This is a genomic window from Flavobacterium sp. (assembly GCF_044376915.1).
Classification (GTDB): domain Bacteria; phylum Bacteroidota; class Bacteroidia; order Flavobacteriales; family Flavobacteriaceae; genus Flavobacterium.
On sequence record NZ_JBILKB010000045.1, the window covers coordinates 1 to 16397 of the forward strand.

The window sequence follows — 16397 nt, forward strand, 5'->3', positions numbered from 1 at the left end:
AGGTTCATTAGTTTAAAATGGATAAAATTTGCTACATTTACAAAATAAAACTTTTTTTCTTGAGTAAAAGTAATAAAAAATCTGCACTTTCTGAAATTCACGGCGTGGAACAACCTGAAGTCGTGAGTTCAGTTGTAGCGCAGCAAATTCAGCAATTTAGAAAGCAACAGCCTACGTCAGAAGAATTGATTTCAGGAATTTTACAAGGCGATATAACTGCTTTGAGTCGTGCCATTACTTTGGTAGAAAGCACGAATCCCGATCATTTACTCAAAGCAAATGATGTGATAAATAGTTGTTTGCCTCATGCGAATAATTCCCTCCGAATTGGTATAACAGGTGTGCCTGGTGTTGGAAAAAGCACCTTCATTGAAGCCTTTGGTTCGTATTTAACTTCGCTGGGTAAAAAAGTGGCGGTATTGGCCGTAGATCCCAGTTCGTCGATAACTCACGGCAGTATTTTGGGTGACAAAACCCGAATGGAAGAATTGGTAAAAGACAAAAATGCGTTTATCCGACCGAGTGCTTCAGGAGACACCTTAGGTGGTGTGGCTAGAAAGACACGGGAATCCATTATTCTCTGTGAAGCGTGTGGATTTGATACAATAATTATTGAAACAGTAGGAGTGGGGCAAAGTGAAACCGCAGTACACAGTATGGTCGATTTCTTTTTGTTGTTGAAAATTTCGGGTGCTGGTGATGAATTGCAGGGTATCAAACGCGGTATTATGGAAATGGCCGATACCATCGTCATCAACAAAGCAGATGGTGATAATATTGCTAAAGCCAAATTAGCCAAGACAGAATTCAATAGAGCCTTACACTTATTTCCACCCAAATCTTCAGGATGGACACCTAAAGTAACGACTTGTAGTGCTTATGAAAACACGGGAATTGATGCCATTTGGGAAATTATATCCGAGTATTTTGAATTCGTAAAATCCAATCATTATTTTGAGGAAAAACGTCAAAATCAAAACCAATTTTGGATGATGGAGACCATCCTTGAGCAATTGAAATCGCATTTTTACAACCATCCCAATGTCATCCAACTCTTAGAAGAAAATAAAAAAGCCGTTGCAACCAATGAAATTTCACCTTTTGCAGCCGCTATGAGTTTGCTGGGACAGTATTTTAATAAAGAGAAATTAGTAAAAAGTGATTAGTAATTATTGTATATCTGAACACTTTTACTGAACACTGATCACTATTCCTTTTCGTAACGATCAATTTCGCGATCATAAAATTCTCCAGCAATGGTAATTAAATGTTCCATTTCGGATTCCAATTCCTTTTCGTCTTCTTCTTCAATATCTTCTAAGAATTCTACTTCGTCATCCTTTAAATTAATAACAAATCGAGGATATTCAAGGTGAATAATAAAAATATCTTCCGGAAAATCAGTGTTGTCACCGATTACAAATTTTGGTAAAGTCATTTTTTTTGATTTTAATATGTTTGTTATGGAAATTGAACTTGCTCTTGAATCATTTTTTTTGTCAAATAACTAAAGCGAATATACAAAAATATTGCGGCTACTGTCAATCCTGCTAAAAGTCCAATCCAAATTCCTACTGCTTTCAATTCTGTCTTTAATCCCAAATAAATGGAAATGGGAAACCCTATTAACCAATACGCGACAAAAGTGATATACATAGGATATTTAACATCTTGCAATCCACGAAGCGCGCCTAATACTACTACTTGTAAACCGTCTGATATTTGAAAAACGGCAGCAACTAAAAGCAATTTGGAAGCAATTTGTATCACTTCTAGGTTGTCTACCGCTTGCTGCGTGTTTTCTAAATTCAGAAACAAAGGCGGCAGGTAATTGTGGAAGACTATAAACAAAATCGCAAAGATAATTTCAATGATTATGGCTAAGAGATAAATCGATTTGGCTACAACTACTAAATTAACATAGTCCTTTAATCCTTTCTGATTTGAAATTCGAATCATTGCCGTAACACTTAGTCCCATAGCAAACATAAAGGTCAGTGTAGCTAAGGTAAGTGCTATTTGATTTGCAGCCTGACTTGTTTTTCCGATGCTACCACTCAACCAGATGGCACCTGTAAATAAACTTACTTCAAACAGCATTTGCATGGCCGATGGAGTTCCTAAATTGATTATTTTTTTAAGTACCGATTTTTTGATTTCTCTAAAACTGAAATTTTTGAAATAGATTTTTATGCTCGTATCATATTTCAACATATAATGTATGAACACGACCATCATTATTCTGGAGATAACGGTTCCTAAAGCAGCTCCCAAGATGCCTAATTTAGGAAAAATCCAAACGCCATAAATTAAGACATAATTGAAGAAAATATGTACCACATTTGCCATAAATATAGCATACATAGAATATTTTGTACGCGATAAACCATCTGCAAATTGCTTATACCCTTGATAGATGATTACGGGAATTAAAGAAAAAGCTACCCAATCTATATAAGGATAGGCCATTTCAACAACTTCTTTGGGTTGGTGCATCAATAACATAATGGGTTTGGCTAATACTATCAAAGCAAAAAGCGCAACACCCAATACCGTGCACAACAGCAATCCATGATGAAAGGTGGAGCGAATTTTTTTCTCATCTTTTTCGGCATCTGCTTCTGCAATTAGTGGAGTTATGGCCGTTGAGAATCCTATACCTAGAGACATCGCAATAAAAATAAAGCTATTACCTAATGATACGGCAGCAAGCTCAGTAGATCCTAATTTTCCTACCATGATGTTGTCAACAATACCAATAAGCGTATGGCCTAGCATGCCTAAAATAATAGGATAGGCCAATTTAAAGTTGTACGAAAATTCTTTAGTATAGTTAGAAAAATTCATTTGTTATTTTTGGGCAAAGGTAGTTATTTTGACTGCGAAAGCAAGAAAAAACCCGACCAGATTCTGCATCGTGTCGGGTAGATTTATAGTGGTCAGTAGTTACTTTTTTATATGGGTATTTTGCGTATCACTTTCGATAATTCCATCTCGTAAACGAATGATTCGGTGAGCATAGGCTGCAATTTCTTCTTCGTGTGTTACTAAGATTACCGTGTTGCCATTGGCGTGAATTTCGTTGAATAAATTCATAATTTCTACCGAAGTTTTACTGTCTAAGTTTCCTGTTGGTTCATCTGCAAGAATTATGGAAGGCTTGTTAACCAAGGCTCTTGCAACAGCTACACGTTGGCGTTGACCACCAGAAAGTTGGTTGGGTTTGTGATCCATTCGATCATCTAATCCTACTTGTTTTAATACTTCAGTTGCTCTTTCGATGCGTTCCGATTTAGAATATCCTGCATATACCATTGGTAAAGCTACATTATCTAGTGCAGTCGTTCGAGGCATTAAGTTAAATGTTTGGAAGACAAATCCGATTTCTTTATTTCGAATGCCTGCCAATTCATCGTCTTGCATTTCACTCACGTGTTTTCCATTTAAAATGTACGTGCCTGAAGTGGGCGTGTCCAAACAGCCCAAAATATTCATCAAGGTTGATTTTCCTGAGCCTGAAGGCCCCATCAATGCTACATATTCGCCTTTTTTTATTTCTAAATCAATGCCTTTTAATACATAAACGATTTCGTTTCCTAAAGGGAAATCTCTTTTGATATTGGTAATACTGATTAATGATTCTGCCATTTGACTAAAAAATGAAAATTAACAAATAGTAATTTATGAAGTTTTAAATTTCGATACTTTTATAAGTAGAAAAAATGTCGATTTTGTTACAACTAAAAACGAATTCTTTCAAATAGCAGTGAACTAAACGATTTATTTGGGTTGATTATGAAATGCTCTTTTTGTTGTTCTTTTCGAATAAATAACAGGCCTAAATTATACGTTTCTATGCTACACGTTACTGCTTCATGCTGGTACAGTTGTTTCCAAATGAGTTCGTTTTCTTTTGTTTTGTGAATATGCTCTACAAAAAAACAGCTGTCATTAGTGCAAAATGGCAATGTTTTATCGATGGAAAAATTTTGAAGTGCATTACTGGAAAGTAGTAAGCCATTTATCGTTGAATGTAAATTTTCTTGGGTATCAAAACGAATGATATCCTTCAAATTTAAATACGTTAGGGTTTTTAGTAAGAGTTTGTTGTTCGTAAGGTTTGTTGTATTTTTTTCAGGAACGTATCGTGAATAAAAACATTTCGTAACCAAATCATATGCAAAAGGCGAATGCACGCCATGTTCGTTTTTGGCGTTCCAAAGGAATTTTAGGTATGATATAATTTGATGTTGCATTAATAGTGATTCGTGAAGAGTGAATAGTAATTTGTCGGGCTATTCACTAATTACTTTTTTTATTCCATTTTACTTGACAACTCAAACCAGCGTTCTTCTTTTGCTTCTAAAGATTGGATGATTTTTTGCAATTCATTTGCTTTGTTTTCAATAGCATCATCTGTCACTTTGCCATCGGCAAATTCTTGCTCGATTTGTTTTTTGTTGTATTCGAGATCCTTTATTTCACGTTCTAATTTATTGTATTCTTTTTGTTCGTTGAAATTCAACCCAACAGTAGCAGTATTTTTTTCTTTCCAATTTACTTTCTCCGTACTCACATTGGACAAAGTTTTGGGTTCGGCTGAATCTTCATAAGCTCTAAAATCGGAATAATTTCCAGGGAAATCTTCAATCTGTCCTTCGCCTCTAAATACAAATAAATGGTCCACAATTTTGTCCATAAAATAACGGTCATGACTCACTACTAACAAGCAACCTGGAAAGTCCAATAAGAAACTTTCCAAAACATTCAATGTTACAATGTCTAAATCATTGGTAGGTTCGTCCAGAATCAAGAAATTCGGATTTTGAATCAAAACAGTACACAAATACAATCGTTTCAATTCGCCACCACTCAATTTTTCTACAAAATCATATTGCTTTTTTGCATCAAATAAAAAGCGTTCTAACAATTGCGAAGCCGAAATGATTTTTCCTTTCGTCAGCGGAATGTATTCTCCGTATTCTTTAATGATGTCAATTACTTTTTGACCGGGTTTTGGGTTGATACCACTTTGGGTATAATAACCAATTTTTATGGTATCGCCTATGATTACTTTTCCCGAATCGGGAGGTAGGGTTTGAGTTAAAATATTTAAAAAAGTCGATTTTCCGGTTCCGTTTTTACCGATAATTCCAATGCGTTCCCCTCGTTGAAATGAATAAGAGAAATCTTCCAATATTTTTCGATCTTGAAAATTCTTATTCAATTTTACCATTTCAATGATCTTACTTCCCATGCGCTCCATATTGATTTCGAGCTCCACTACATTTTCTTTTCGACGGCTTTCTGCTTTTTCTTTGATGACATAGAAATCATCTTGTCTTGATTTGGATTTGGTGGTTCGCGCTTTGGGTTGACGACGCATCCAAGCCAATTCTTTTACAAATAGGTTTTGAGCCTTGTCAATACTGGCATTTTCAGAAGCCAAACGTTCTTCTTTTTTCGCCAAATAATAGGAATAATTGCCTTTGTATTGATAAATTTTTCCGTTGTCTAATTCGATGATTTCATTACAAACGCGTTCAAGGAAGAAACGATCGTGTGTCACCATAAATAGGGTAATGTTCTCTTTGGCGAAATAATCTTCTAACCATTCAATCATTTCTAAATCCAAGTGATTGGTGGGTTCGTCTAAAATTAGCAAATCGGGTTTACTGATTAATATGATGGCTAATGACAAACGCTTTTTTTGTCCACCCGACATGTTTTTGACTTTCATTTTTAAGTCTTCCAACTTCAATTTGAACAAAATTTGCTTGAATTGCGTTTCAAAATCCCAAGCATTATGGCGGTCCATGTCGTCAAAGGCTCTTTGATAGGCTTCCTCGTCGTTTGGGTTTTCGAGTGCTTTTTCATAGCGCTCGATGACTTTTAATATTTCATTATCCGAAGCAAAAATATTTTCCTCAATGGTTAATTCGTCTTGCAAATTATTGTTTTGCGACAAAAATGCCATGTTGATCTCTTTCCGAATGACTACTTGCCCAGTGTCGGGTTCGTCTAGGCCATTAATCATATTCATAATGGTAGTTTTTCCCGAACCGTTTTTGGCAATAAATGCTATTTTTTGATCTTTGTTGATGCCAAAAGAAATGTTGTCAAACAACACACGTTCGCCATAAGATTTAGAGATATTTTCGACTGATAGGTAGTTCATGAAATAATTTGAAAATTTAAAAATTTGCCAATGAGACAATAGGAGTACAAAAGTAAGGTTAATATTTGATATTGGATTCTCAATTTTTGCAATTCATAAATAAAAATTGCAACTTTGACTCATCAATTAATTGCCTAATTCGTTAATTGAATATTGAAAATAAAATCCATGCAACTATCCGTAATCATCCTGAATTATAATGTGCGCTATTTTTTAGAGCAGTGTTTGTTTAGTGTTCAAAGAGCATTAGAAGGAATTGATTCGGAAATTATTGTCGTTGACAATGCTTCTTCAGATGATAGTTGTGACATGGTGAAGACTAAATTTCCTCATGTTAAACTCATTAAAAATTCAGCTAATTTAGGTTTTCCAAAAGGGAATAACATTGGAGTTGCAGAGGCTAAAGGCGACTATATTTGCATCTTAAATCCTGATACCGTTGTGGCTGAAGATACTTTTGTCAAAATTTTAAACTCCCAACTCTCAATTCTCAACTCCCAACTCGGCATTATCGGTTGTAAATTAATCGACGGTTCTGGAAAATTTCTTCCCGAAAGTAAACGAGGCGTTCCAACTCCATGGGTAGCTTTCACAAAGCTATTTGGATTGTATAAAATTTCAAATGCCTTCGGGGACTATTATGCCCAACATTTAGCTGAAAATGAATCGGGAAAAGTGGCTATTTTAGTGGGTGCTTTTATGTGGATGCCGCGTATATTGTATCTCGAAGTGGGAGGATTTGATGAAGATTGCTTTATGTACTCTGATGATATTGATTTGAGTTATACGATTGAAAAATCAGGAAAATCAAATTATTATTTTCACGAAACTTCGATAATTCATTACAAAGGGGAGAGTACAGTTCGCGATGGAACCTACAGAAGACGTTTTCAAGAAGCCATGCAGTTTTTTTATAAAAAACACTTTAAAAAATCTTGGTTTTTTGATGGGATGATGTATGTGGGAAGTTTTGTATTTAGTCTGTTAAAAAAACACGAGCAAAAAGATGAAGTGAGGACTATAGATGAATATGTTGTTTTTACCAAAGGGCAACTTCAAATAAATCTATCTCAAAAAACGCTATATTATTCGAGTTTAAATCAGTTTGAAAGCGAGCCTTCAAAAAACAGAGAAATAATTTTTGATACCGCGACTTTTAGTTTTGCTGAAATTATTACTTTTATGGAGCAAAACAAAGATAAAAACCTTAGTTTTAAGAATTATATAGTGAGTTCGAATTACGTAATTGGGAGTAATCATTCTACAGATAAAGGACAAATAATTATGTTGTAAAAATTATTGATTTCTTTGAAAAAAGAACGAAAAATTAGTATTTTTGCAAACGAAATACAAAAACACAACTTTAGTTTAAAGATATGGCAAAGTTTGAATTGAAATTACCTAAAATGGGCGAAAGTGTTGCAGAAGCAACAGTGACCAATTGGTTGAAAAAGGTAGGCGATACTATCGCAATGGATGAAGCAGTCTTGGAAATCGCTACAGATAAGGTAGATAGTGAAGTGCCTTCTGAAGTTTCAGGAACATTAGTTGAAATCCTTTTCAATGTAGATGATGTAGTACAGGTAGGTCAAACAATTGCTATTATTGAAACTGATGGTGGAGCTGTTGCAGCTGTTCCAGAAGTAAAGACTGATGTGTCAGTTGCTGTTGCGGAAGTAACTAAAACTGTTGAAGTTGCTGTTGAAGCTGTAGCTTCAGCTGATTTTTCTTCATCGGATAAATTCTATTCGCCTTTAGTAAAAAACATTGCCAAAGAAGAAGGAATTTCTTTAGCCGAGTTAGAAGCTATTTTGGGTTCAGGTAAAGACGGTCGCGTCACTAAAGAAGATGTATTAAAATATATCAAAAGTAGAGCAAGTCAATCTAGTGTTCAGTCTTCAGTTGCAAGTGCTCAGCCTGTTGTTTCAACTCCTAACCCTCAACCAGTTTCTGTAAATGGGGGTGACGAGATTGTAGAAATGGACCGAATGCGTAAGTTGATTTCGGGGTATATGGTTGCTTCCGTTCAAACTTCTGCCCACGTGCAGTCGTTTATAGAAGTAGATGTTACCAACATTGTAAAATGGAGAGATAAAGTTAAAAATACTTTCGAAAAAAGAGAAGGTGAAAAATTAACGTTTACGCCAATTTTTATGGAAGCGGTAGCTAAAGCGTTGAAAGATTTTCCAGGAATGAATATTTCGGTTGATGGAGAATTTATCATCAAACGCAAAAATATTAACTTAGGAATGGCGGCAGCTCTGCCTAATGGAAACTTGATCGTTCCGGTAATTAAAAATGCAGATCAATTGAATTTAGTAGGGATGGCCAAAGCGGTAAACGATTTAGGAAACCGTGCTAAAGCCGGAAAATTAAAACCAGATGACACACAAGGCGGCACATATACAGTTACTAATGTGGGGACTTTTGGTTCTGTTTTTGGAACGCCAATTATCAACCAACCGCAAGTAGGGATTTTAGCTTTAGGTGCTATTCGAAAAGTGCCAGCGGTTATTGAAACGCCAGAAGGTGATTTCATTGGAATCCGTCAAAAAATGTTCTTATCGCATTCTTACGACCATAGAGTGGTAGATGGCGCTTTAGGAGGAAGTTTTGTGAAGCGCGTTGCAGAATACCTCGAAGCATTTGATCCGAATAGAGAAATATAATCAAATAGCATAGTATAGAAGTAAGCCCGATAGTTTTAAAAGCTGTCGGGTTTTTCTATCTTTGTCACTTATAACAATATTATGGAATTAAAATTAACCCGCCCAATATGCTTTTTTGATCTTGAAACTACTGGAATTGATGTGGCACGAGATCGAATTGTTGAAATTTCAATTTTTAAAGTATACCCAAACGGCAACAAAGAAAGTAAAACATGGTTGGTCAATCCTACGATGCCCATTCCACCGCAGTCTACTGCTGTTCATGGTATTTCCGATGAAAAAGTAGCCAACGAACCCACATTTAAAGAATTAGCGACTCAAGTTCATAACATGATTAAAGATTCTGATTTGGCCGGATTTAATTCCGATCGCTTTGATATTCCGCTTTTGGCTGAAGAATTATTGCGTGCCGAAGTTGATTTTGATATGAAGAACAGAGTTTCGGTAGATGTGCAAACTATTTTTCATAAAATGGAAGAAAGAACATTAAGTGCCGCCTATAAATTTTACTGCGGACAAAGTTTGGAAAACGCACACAGCGCTGAAGCCGATACCATGGCTACGTACGAAATTTTAAAATCGCAACTGGATCGCTATGAAAATTTAGAGAATGATATGAAATTGTTATCTGAATTTACGACACGAAAAAAATCAGTTGATTTTGCAGGATTTATTGCGTTGAATAACGAAGGAAAAGAAATTTTTACTTTTGGAAAACACAAAGGCGCATTGGTAGATGATGTTTTTGATAAAGAACCGGGTTATTTTGGCTGGATTCAAAACGCCGATTTCCCTTTGTATACTAAAAAAGTGCTGACCGCTATTAAATTGAGAAAGTTAAATACAAAATAGAGTGATTAGTAAAAAGTAATTAGTTACTAGTTGCTAATTACTTTTTTCCCAATTACGAATTACTAAAAACATGAAAATAATCTGCATCGGTCGCAATTACGTAGACCATATTTCGGAACTTAATAACGAAAAACCGACAGAACCCGTTATTTTTTTAAAACCAGATACTGCGGTTTTACCCAAAAAAACACCATTTGTAATCCCCGCATTCAGTAATGATGTGCACCATGAGGTAGAGGTGTTGGTTAAGATTTGTAAAGTAGGTAAATATATTGATGCAAAATTTGCACATAAATATTATGACGAAATTGGCTTAGGAATTGATTTTACAGCCAGAGATATTCAATCGCAACTGAAAGAAAAAGGTTTGCCGTGGGAAAAAGCGAAAGCTTTTGACCATTCAGCGGTAATTGGTGCCTTTTTACCGAAAAAAGAGTTGAATTCAATGGAAAATATTAACTTTGAATTGAAATCCAACGGTGAAATGGTACAAACTGGAAATACAGCGTTGATGCTTTGGAATATAGATGCATTAGTGGCGTATGTTTCTCAGTTTTTTACCTTAAAAAAAGGCGATATCCTTTTTACAGGAACTCCAAAAGGAGTAGCAAAAGTCACAGAAGGAGATGTTTTAGAGGGGTTCATGGAAGGGAAATCACTCTTTAAAATACAAATTAAGTAATATGGCTTTACAGTATAATCTAGCAAAAGTGTATGAAATTTCGGAAAACGATACCGATTTTGCATTGCAAATAGTAACTTTGTTTTTGGAGGAAGTTCCTGCAGAAATGAAATCCATTCGATTAGCTATTGAAGAGAAAGATTATACCCGCACCTATGCTGCGTGCCATAAAATTAAACCAACTTTAGATTTGTTAGGCATGGATATGTCCTATGAAGAGAATTTGCAAATTATGTCGTGGACCAAAACCGAAGGGAAGCGCAAAGAAATCAAAGAAGTCTATAAGTCATTAAAAGACCGAATCGACTTAGCAAGTAAGGAAATCAAAAAGGATTTTAAATTGTAAATTTCGAAAAGAAAACAAAAGATGAAAGCAGCAATTGTTACTATTGGTGATGAAATTCTTATTGGCCAAATTATAGATACAAATTCGTCATATATTGCAAAAGCACTTGATAAAATAGGCATAGCAACCTATGAAATGCTGTCGATCTCAGATGATAAAACCCATATAATTCAAACGTTTCAACAATTACAAAATAAGGTTCAGGTCGTAATCGTTACGGGTGGATTGGGTCCTACCAAAGATGATATTACCAAAAAAACATTTTGTGATTATTTTGATGATTTTTTGGTCGAAAATGAAGCTGTATTGACCCATGTTAAAGCCATAATTGAAGGCATTTATAAAAGACCCATTACGCAAATAAATAAAGAACAAGCTTTGGTGCCTTCCACTTCAAAAGTTTTGTTCAATCAGGTGGGAACAGCTCCAGGAATGTGGATGGAAAAAGAGGATATGGTTTTTATTTCTTTGCCCGGTGTTCCTTATGAAATGAAATATTTGATTGATAATGAAGTGGTGCCAAGTTTGGTAGCCAAATTTGAACGCCCTTACATTATACATCAAACCATAATGACTTATGGTCGAGGCGAAAGTTTGATTGCGGAACAAATAGAAGCTTGGGAAGATAATTTACCCGAATGTATTAAGTTGGCCTATTTACCGAGTCCAGGAAAAGTAAGGCTGCGATTAACCGCTCGAGGTACAAATAAGGAAAAACTAGAGGATGAAATGGCTAAGCAAGTTCAGCAGCTGGATTTGATACTGAATGATATTATTGTCGGTTACAATGAAGATGAGGCGATTGAAGTGGTGTTAGGGCGTTTATTGAAGGAAAATAAATTCACATTGGCAACCGCTGAAAGTTGTACGGGAGGTAAAATTGCGGCCACAATAACAGCAGTTCCTGGCGCTTCAAATTATTTTAAAGGAAGTGTTGTGAGTTATGCGACAGCAACTAAAATAGGGGTTTTAGGAGTTGATAAAACAACAATCGAAACCTACGGTGTTGTGAGTGCTGAAGTGGCAACAAAAATGGCGCTAGGACTTCAAAAAATGATGCACGTTGATTATGCCATTGCAACCACTGGTAATGCGGGTCCGTCTAAGGGAGATATTGCGGCTGATTTGGGTACTGTTTTTATTGCTGTTGCTGGTCCAAAGGGGGTTTTTGTTGAAGAGTTTAACTTCGGTCAACCACGTGAAAAGGTAATAGATAGGGCAGTTGGTAAATCATTGGAACTCATTTATAAAGAAATTTTAAAAAAATAATAAAAGATAGTTGTGTATATGAAATCGATTTTGTTTCTTTGCACCCTGATTTTAGATAACGAAATAAAGCTGAATAATAATGTCAAGAGTTTGTGAACTTACAGGTAAAAGAGCAATGGTAGGGAACAATGTTTCTCACGCTATGAACAAAACGAAGAGAAAATTCTCTGTTAACTTAGTAAAAAAACGTTTTTACATTCCTGAAGAAGATAGATGGGTAACGTTGAAAATTTCAACTGCTGCATTAAAAACTATTAATAAAAATGGAATTGCTGCTGTATTGAAAAATGCAAAAGCAAACGGATTTGTTAAATCTGTATAATCCGCAATAATATATATCAAAATGGCAAAGAAAGGTAATAGAATCCAAGTTATTTTAGAATGTACAGAGCACAAAACTTCAGGAGTTCCTGGAACGTCTCGTTACATTACAACTAAAAATAAAAAAAACACTCCAGATAGATTAGAGATCAAAAAATTTAATCCAATTTTGAAGAGAGTAACTGTACATAAAGAAATTAAATAAGATAAGTCATGGCAAAGAAAACCGTAGCAACTTTACAAACAGCTTCTAAAAGATTAACCAAAGCTATTAAAATGGTTAAATCTCCAAAAACTGGCGCTTACACATTCGTTGAATCTGTGATGGCTCCTGAATTAGTTGATGAATTCTTGAAAAAGAAATAATTCATTAAACAATTATATAGATAAGCTACTTTCGTTTGAAAGTAGCTTTTTTATTTTTACATTTGTTGTCAACGAACGTAAAGCAACAATTATTTCTTATTTAGTAATCAGAAATTAAAACGTATGAGTTTTTTTAAAAAAATATTTTCTTCCGAAAAAAAGGAACCCATCTTAACCGATCAAGAGAAACAAACGTTGGACAAAGGTTTGGAAAAAACGAAAACTTCTTTTTTTTCAAAATTAACCAAAGCGGTTGCGGGTAAGTCAAAGGTAGATGATGAAGTTTTAGATAATTTAGAAGAAATATTAGTTTCTTCAGATGTAGGAGTGAATACCACTTTAAAAATTATTGAACGCATCGAAGAGCGTGTTTCTAAAGATAAATATTTGGGCACCGATGAACTCAATGGAATTCTTCGTGAAGAAATTGCCAGTTTATTATCGGAAACCAATTCGGGCGAAGCTACCGAATTTTCAATTCCAGCCGATAAGAAACCTTACGTAATTATGGTAGTTGGTGTTAATGGTGTTGGAAAAACAACTACCATTGGAAAATTAGCCTACCAATTCAAAAAAGCAGGTTATAACGTAGTATTAGGTGCTGCAGATACGTTTAGAGCGGCAGCCATTGATCAATTACAAATCTGGGCCGATAGAGTAGGTGTACCAATTGTAAAACAACAAATGGGAAGCGATCCTGCTTCTGTTGCTTTTGACACTTTACAAAGCGCTGTAGCACAAAACGCCGATGTGGTTATTATCGATACAGCAGGTCGTTTACACAATAAAGTGGGATTAATGAACGAACTTTCTAAAGTGAAAAAAGTAATGCAAAAAGTGGTGGAAGACACACCAAACGATGTATTGTTGGTTTTAGACGGTTCAACTGGTCAGAATGCTTTTGAGCAAGCCAAACAATTTACTGCTGCTACTGAAGTTTCTTGTTTGGCGGTCACCAAATTAGATGGAACAGCTAAAGGTGGCGTTGTTATAGGTATATCTGATCAATTTCAAATTCCGGTTAAATATATTGGAGTTGGTGAAGGAATTGAAGACCTACAAGTTTTCAATAAGTATGAATTTGTGGATTCATTTTTTAAATAAATAATTATGGAATTTTTAAAATATAAAATGGTTAAGCTGCTTTTAATAGCTTTAGTGTTAGCCCTTTTAGCATTTCCTTTTGACGAAACGGGCTTTATTTTTATGTCTTTGCGATTGATTTCTTTTGCCATATTTATGTATGTATTCATAAAACTGACAAGCGCAAAAAAGAAAGAGAAAAAATAATTAATTGATTAAAGCATTAATTTTTTCCCACAATACTTCATCAAAATCGGAAAGGGCCATATTAACAGCATCAGCAGCATTTCCCATTCTTACAATGACTAACTTTCTACTGGGAACGACATATATTTTTTGATCGTTTTTTCCTAAAGCACAATACATATCATCGGGGGCAGATGGAATAATTTTTCCATTAAACTGAAATTGCGTTTGGGGTAATCGATAGCTGGATTTCCCGTTTAACCACCATAAATAGCCATAAGCTAAGTTGCTACTTTGTGAAGTAGTTGTAGCATTTTGCATGTAATTTATTGGAACAATTTGGTCGTTTTCCCATTTTCCATTATTAAGCGCTAATAATCCAAAACGTGCCATACTTCGTGTATCGCTTCGATAAACACTTAAACCGTTTAATGGTAGCCAAAAACCACTCATCCCAATTTTATTTCTCAATTTGGTGTTAAAATAGTTATTCCAGGTTTGATTTGTCGCTTGGGCAACTACGTCTTGCAATTTCACATAAACATTGTGATAGGCCCATCGTGTTCCAGCATCTGAGACATATTGCAAGTTGGTTGGGGAAACATCATCTCCTAATGCGTCATTTAATCCAGATGTCATGGTAAGTAAATGCTTGTTGGTGATTAAATTTTCTTTGGCCAACGGAATGCTTGTCCAACCTGTTCCAATATAATCTGAAACTTTATTATTGATGTTTAAAAATCCTTCAAATTCAGCAATTCCTGTAACGGTTGCCGTTAAGGTTTTTCCAGCACTGGCCCAATACCAGATTTCTGAAGCGGAATGTCCATTTAAATAGTATTCCATCACAATTTTTCCATTGTGTAAAACCATGAAACTTTTGGTGTTTTTTTCTGCTAAATAATCCAACAAAGGTTGAACTTGTGATTGATTCCAACCTAAACTTGTCACACTTTTGGTTTCCCAATTAGAAGAATCGATTGGTGGAAAATACATGGTTTCCTCCGGAGAATGGCAGCCACAATCCTTTTCTTCGCAACTAATTCCAAAACAAAATAAAATTAGTAGTAATGTGTATTTTTTCATTGAATGCATTTGATAGATCAAGATTTGGACAATAAAAATAAGGATTAGTTTAATTCAAATCAGAAATAATTGTAATTTTAGACCTTATTAGTATTTAAAAATGAAAAAACTATTCATATTATTTTTTTTAGGAGCTACAGGGTTGTCTTGTAAACAAAAAATTTCCGAGACAGATTTACAGTACTTAAATGGCTATTGGGAAATTGAAAAAGTTACATTGCCAGATGGTGACACAAAGGAATATAAAGTAAATGAAACCATCGATTATTTTCAAATTGCACAAAAAAAAGGCTTTAGAAGTAAAGTCATGCCTCAGGTAGATGGAAGTTATTTGACGAATGATATTAAAGAATCAGTCCAAGTTAGTTTAAAGGATGGTTCGGCTACTTTGCATTATAAAACGACTTACGCAAAATGGAATGAAGAAATCATCACCTTGAGCAAGGATCATTTTGTAGTAAAGAATACCCAAGATTTAGAATATCATTATAAAAGACCCATCAAATTTTCAGTAAAGTAAAATGGCAAAACGATTCAATGAAGAAAATTCGATTGCCGATGTACTCAAACAATTTATTGTTCAAAATAAATTAGAATCTGGCATAGATGTAGTAAATGTGCGTGAAGCGTGGCAAAATGTTATGGGTAACGGTGTCAATAATTATACAACAGAAATTCAATTGAAAGGAAGTACGCTTTATGTAGCTTTGTCTTCTGCAGTGTTGCGGGAAGAACTGAGTTATGGAAAGGACAAAATCATTAAAATGATTAACGAAGAAGTTCAAAAAGAATTGGTGACACACTTAATATTGCGATAAAAAAAATCTCGTTTCCAAAAGAAACGAGATTTTATATTTTATGTTAAAATTGAAATGCTGAAATCAACATATTTCAATTAAAACTGCTCTCTACCTGCAAAATGAAAAGCACCTTCGATAGCTGCATTTTCATCAGAATCTGATCCGTGTACTGCATTTTCTCCAATTGAAGTTGCATATTTTTTACGGATAGTTCCTTCAGCAGCATCAGCTGGATTTGTAGCGCCAATTAAAGTTCTAAAACTCTCAACAGCATTTTCTTTTTCTAAGATAGCTGCTACAATTGGACCTCTAGTCATGAATTCAACTAATTCACCAAAGAAAGGTCTTTCGCTGTGAACAGCATAAAATTTTTGAGCATCTGCAACTGTTAATTGCGTCAATTTCATTGCTACAATTCTGAAACCACCTTCAGAAATCATATTTAAAATTCCACCAATGTGTCCGTTTTCAACAGCATCTGGTTTGATCATTGTAAAAGTTCTATTACTTGCCATTTTTTTGTTTTTTATTGGGTGCAAAAGTAGCTATATTTCTTCAA

21 protein-coding genes are annotated in these 16397 nt (G+C 34.8%); 14 read left to right on the top strand and 7 right to left on the bottom strand.

Features of this window, described 5'->3' with window-relative positions:
- Positions 1 to 59: 59 nt before the first annotated feature.
- Positions 60 to 1166 (top strand): methylmalonyl Co-A mutase-associated GTPase MeaB, encoded by a 1107-nt coding sequence (gene meaB, locus ACIQ6Z_RS06130; RefSeq protein ID WP_396210047.1) that lies wholly within the window; start codon positions 60 to 62, stop codon positions 1164 to 1166.
- Positions 1167 to 1207: 41 nt separating this feature from the next.
- Here meaB and ACIQ6Z_RS06135 read toward each other — a convergent pair whose 3' ends face one another.
- The 5 genes from ACIQ6Z_RS06135 to ACIQ6Z_RS06155 all read right to left on the bottom strand — a co-directional run bounded on the left by ACIQ6Z_RS06135 (position 1208) and on the right by ACIQ6Z_RS06155 (position 6178).
- The gene (locus ACIQ6Z_RS06135; RefSeq protein ID WP_396210048.1) at positions 1208 to 1438 is read right to left on the bottom strand and encodes a hypothetical protein; all 231 of its coding nucleotides are present in this window, start codon (positions 1436 to 1438) and stop codon (positions 1208 to 1210) included.
- 23 nt (positions 1439 to 1461) lie between these two features.
- Entirely contained in the window at positions 1462 to 2847 is a 1386-nt protein-coding gene (locus ACIQ6Z_RS06140) for an MATE family efflux transporter (RefSeq protein WP_396210049.1), read from the bottom strand.
- A gap of 99 nt (positions 2848 to 2946) precedes the next feature.
- Positions 2947 to 3648, bottom strand: coding sequence for an ABC transporter ATP-binding protein (locus ACIQ6Z_RS06145; protein ID WP_396210050.1), 702 nt, complete (start codon positions 3646 to 3648; stop codon positions 2947 to 2949).
- A 92-nt stretch (positions 3649 to 3740) separates the two neighbouring features.
- A complete protein-coding gene (locus tag ACIQ6Z_RS06150) occupies positions 3741 to 4256 on the bottom strand; it encodes a hypothetical protein (protein ID WP_396210051.1) in 516 nt (171 codons plus the stop codon).
- Between the two features lie 59 nt (positions 4257 to 4315).
- Positions 4316 to 6178, bottom strand: coding sequence for an ABC-F family ATP-binding cassette domain-containing protein (locus ACIQ6Z_RS06155; RefSeq protein ID WP_396210052.1), 1863 nt, complete (start codon positions 6176 to 6178; stop codon positions 4316 to 4318).
- A gap of 168 nt (positions 6179 to 6346) precedes the next feature.
- Here ACIQ6Z_RS06155 and ACIQ6Z_RS06160 point away from each other — a divergent pair, with 168 nt between their 5' ends.
- The 11 genes from ACIQ6Z_RS06160 to ACIQ6Z_RS06210 all read left to right on the top strand — a co-directional run bounded on the left by ACIQ6Z_RS06160 (position 6347) and on the right by ACIQ6Z_RS06210 (position 13973).
- Positions 6347 to 7471, top strand: coding sequence for a glycosyltransferase family 2 protein (locus tag ACIQ6Z_RS06160; RefSeq protein WP_396210053.1), 1125 nt, complete (start codon positions 6347 to 6349; stop codon positions 7469 to 7471).
- Positions 7472 to 7554: 83 nt separating this feature from the next.
- The gene (locus ACIQ6Z_RS06165; RefSeq protein ID WP_396210054.1) at positions 7555 to 8847 is read left to right on the top strand and encodes a dihydrolipoamide acetyltransferase family protein; all 1293 of its coding nucleotides are present in this window, start codon (positions 7555 to 7557) and stop codon (positions 8845 to 8847) included.
- Positions 8848 to 8928: 81 nt separating this feature from the next.
- Entirely contained in the window at positions 8929 to 9699 is a 771-nt protein-coding gene (locus ACIQ6Z_RS06170) for an exonuclease domain-containing protein (protein WP_396210055.1), read from the top strand.
- 70 nt (positions 9700 to 9769) lie between these two features.
- Complete coding sequence (locus tag ACIQ6Z_RS06175) at positions 9770 to 10381, top strand: fumarylacetoacetate hydrolase family protein (protein ID WP_396210056.1); 612 nt, start codon at positions 9770 to 9772, stop codon at positions 10379 to 10381.
- A 1-nt stretch (position 10382) separates the two neighbouring features.
- Positions 10383 to 10727 (top strand): histidine kinase, encoded by a 345-nt coding sequence (locus tag ACIQ6Z_RS06180; RefSeq protein ID WP_396196770.1) that lies wholly within the window; start codon positions 10383 to 10385, stop codon positions 10725 to 10727.
- 21 nt (positions 10728 to 10748) lie between these two features.
- The gene (locus ACIQ6Z_RS06185) at positions 10749 to 11996 is read left to right on the top strand and encodes a CinA family nicotinamide mononucleotide deamidase-related protein (RefSeq protein ID WP_396210057.1); all 1248 of its coding nucleotides are present in this window, start codon (positions 10749 to 10751) and stop codon (positions 11994 to 11996) included.
- 79 nt (positions 11997 to 12075) lie between these two features.
- The gene (gene rpmB / locus ACIQ6Z_RS06190) at positions 12076 to 12318 is read left to right on the top strand and encodes a 50S ribosomal protein L28 (RefSeq protein WP_008253904.1); all 243 of its coding nucleotides are present in this window, start codon (positions 12076 to 12078) and stop codon (positions 12316 to 12318) included.
- Positions 12319 to 12339: 21 nt separating this feature from the next.
- On the top strand, positions 12340 to 12522 hold the full coding sequence (rpmG, locus tag ACIQ6Z_RS06195; protein ID WP_008253902.1) for a 50S ribosomal protein L33: 183 nt from the start codon (positions 12340 to 12342) through the stop codon (positions 12520 to 12522).
- Between the two features lie 8 nt (positions 12523 to 12530).
- A complete protein-coding gene (locus tag ACIQ6Z_RS06200; RefSeq protein ID WP_113988621.1) occupies positions 12531 to 12683 on the top strand; it encodes a DUF4295 domain-containing protein in 153 nt (50 codons plus the stop codon).
- A gap of 123 nt (positions 12684 to 12806) precedes the next feature.
- On the top strand, positions 12807 to 13787 hold the full coding sequence (gene ftsY / locus ACIQ6Z_RS06205; RefSeq protein WP_396197817.1) for a signal recognition particle-docking protein FtsY: 981 nt from the start codon (positions 12807 to 12809) through the stop codon (positions 13785 to 13787).
- Positions 13788 to 13793: 6 nt separating this feature from the next.
- Entirely contained in the window at positions 13794 to 13973 is a 180-nt protein-coding gene (locus ACIQ6Z_RS06210) for a hypothetical protein (protein WP_396210058.1), read from the top strand.
- Here ACIQ6Z_RS06210 and ACIQ6Z_RS06215 read toward each other — a convergent pair whose 3' ends face one another.
- Entirely contained in the window at positions 13974 to 15038 is a 1065-nt protein-coding gene (locus tag ACIQ6Z_RS06215; protein ID WP_396210059.1) for a serine hydrolase domain-containing protein, read from the bottom strand.
- A gap of 100 nt (positions 15039 to 15138) precedes the next feature.
- On the opposite strand from ACIQ6Z_RS06215, the gene ACIQ6Z_RS06220 reads away from it, so the two are divergent.
- Together ACIQ6Z_RS06220 and ACIQ6Z_RS06225 are read left to right on the top strand one after the other, a co-directional pair.
- A complete protein-coding gene (locus ACIQ6Z_RS06220) occupies positions 15139 to 15558 on the top strand; it encodes a lipocalin family protein (protein ID WP_396210060.1) in 420 nt (139 codons plus the stop codon).
- A 1-nt stretch (position 15559) separates the two neighbouring features.
- Positions 15560 to 15856 carry a DUF721 domain-containing protein gene (locus ACIQ6Z_RS06225; protein ID WP_396210061.1) on the top strand — a complete coding sequence of 99 codons (297 nt, stop codon included), beginning with the start codon at positions 15560 to 15562 and terminating at the stop codon, positions 15854 to 15856.
- A gap of 77 nt (positions 15857 to 15933) precedes the next feature.
- Here the strand turns inward: ACIQ6Z_RS06225 and ACIQ6Z_RS06230 are convergent, their stop codons facing one another.
- Positions 15934 to 16353 carry a nucleoside-diphosphate kinase gene (locus ACIQ6Z_RS06230; protein WP_396210062.1) on the bottom strand — a complete coding sequence of 140 codons (420 nt, stop codon included), beginning with the start codon at positions 16351 to 16353 and terminating at the stop codon, positions 15934 to 15936.
- Between the last annotated feature and the right edge of the window lie 44 nt (positions 16354 to 16397).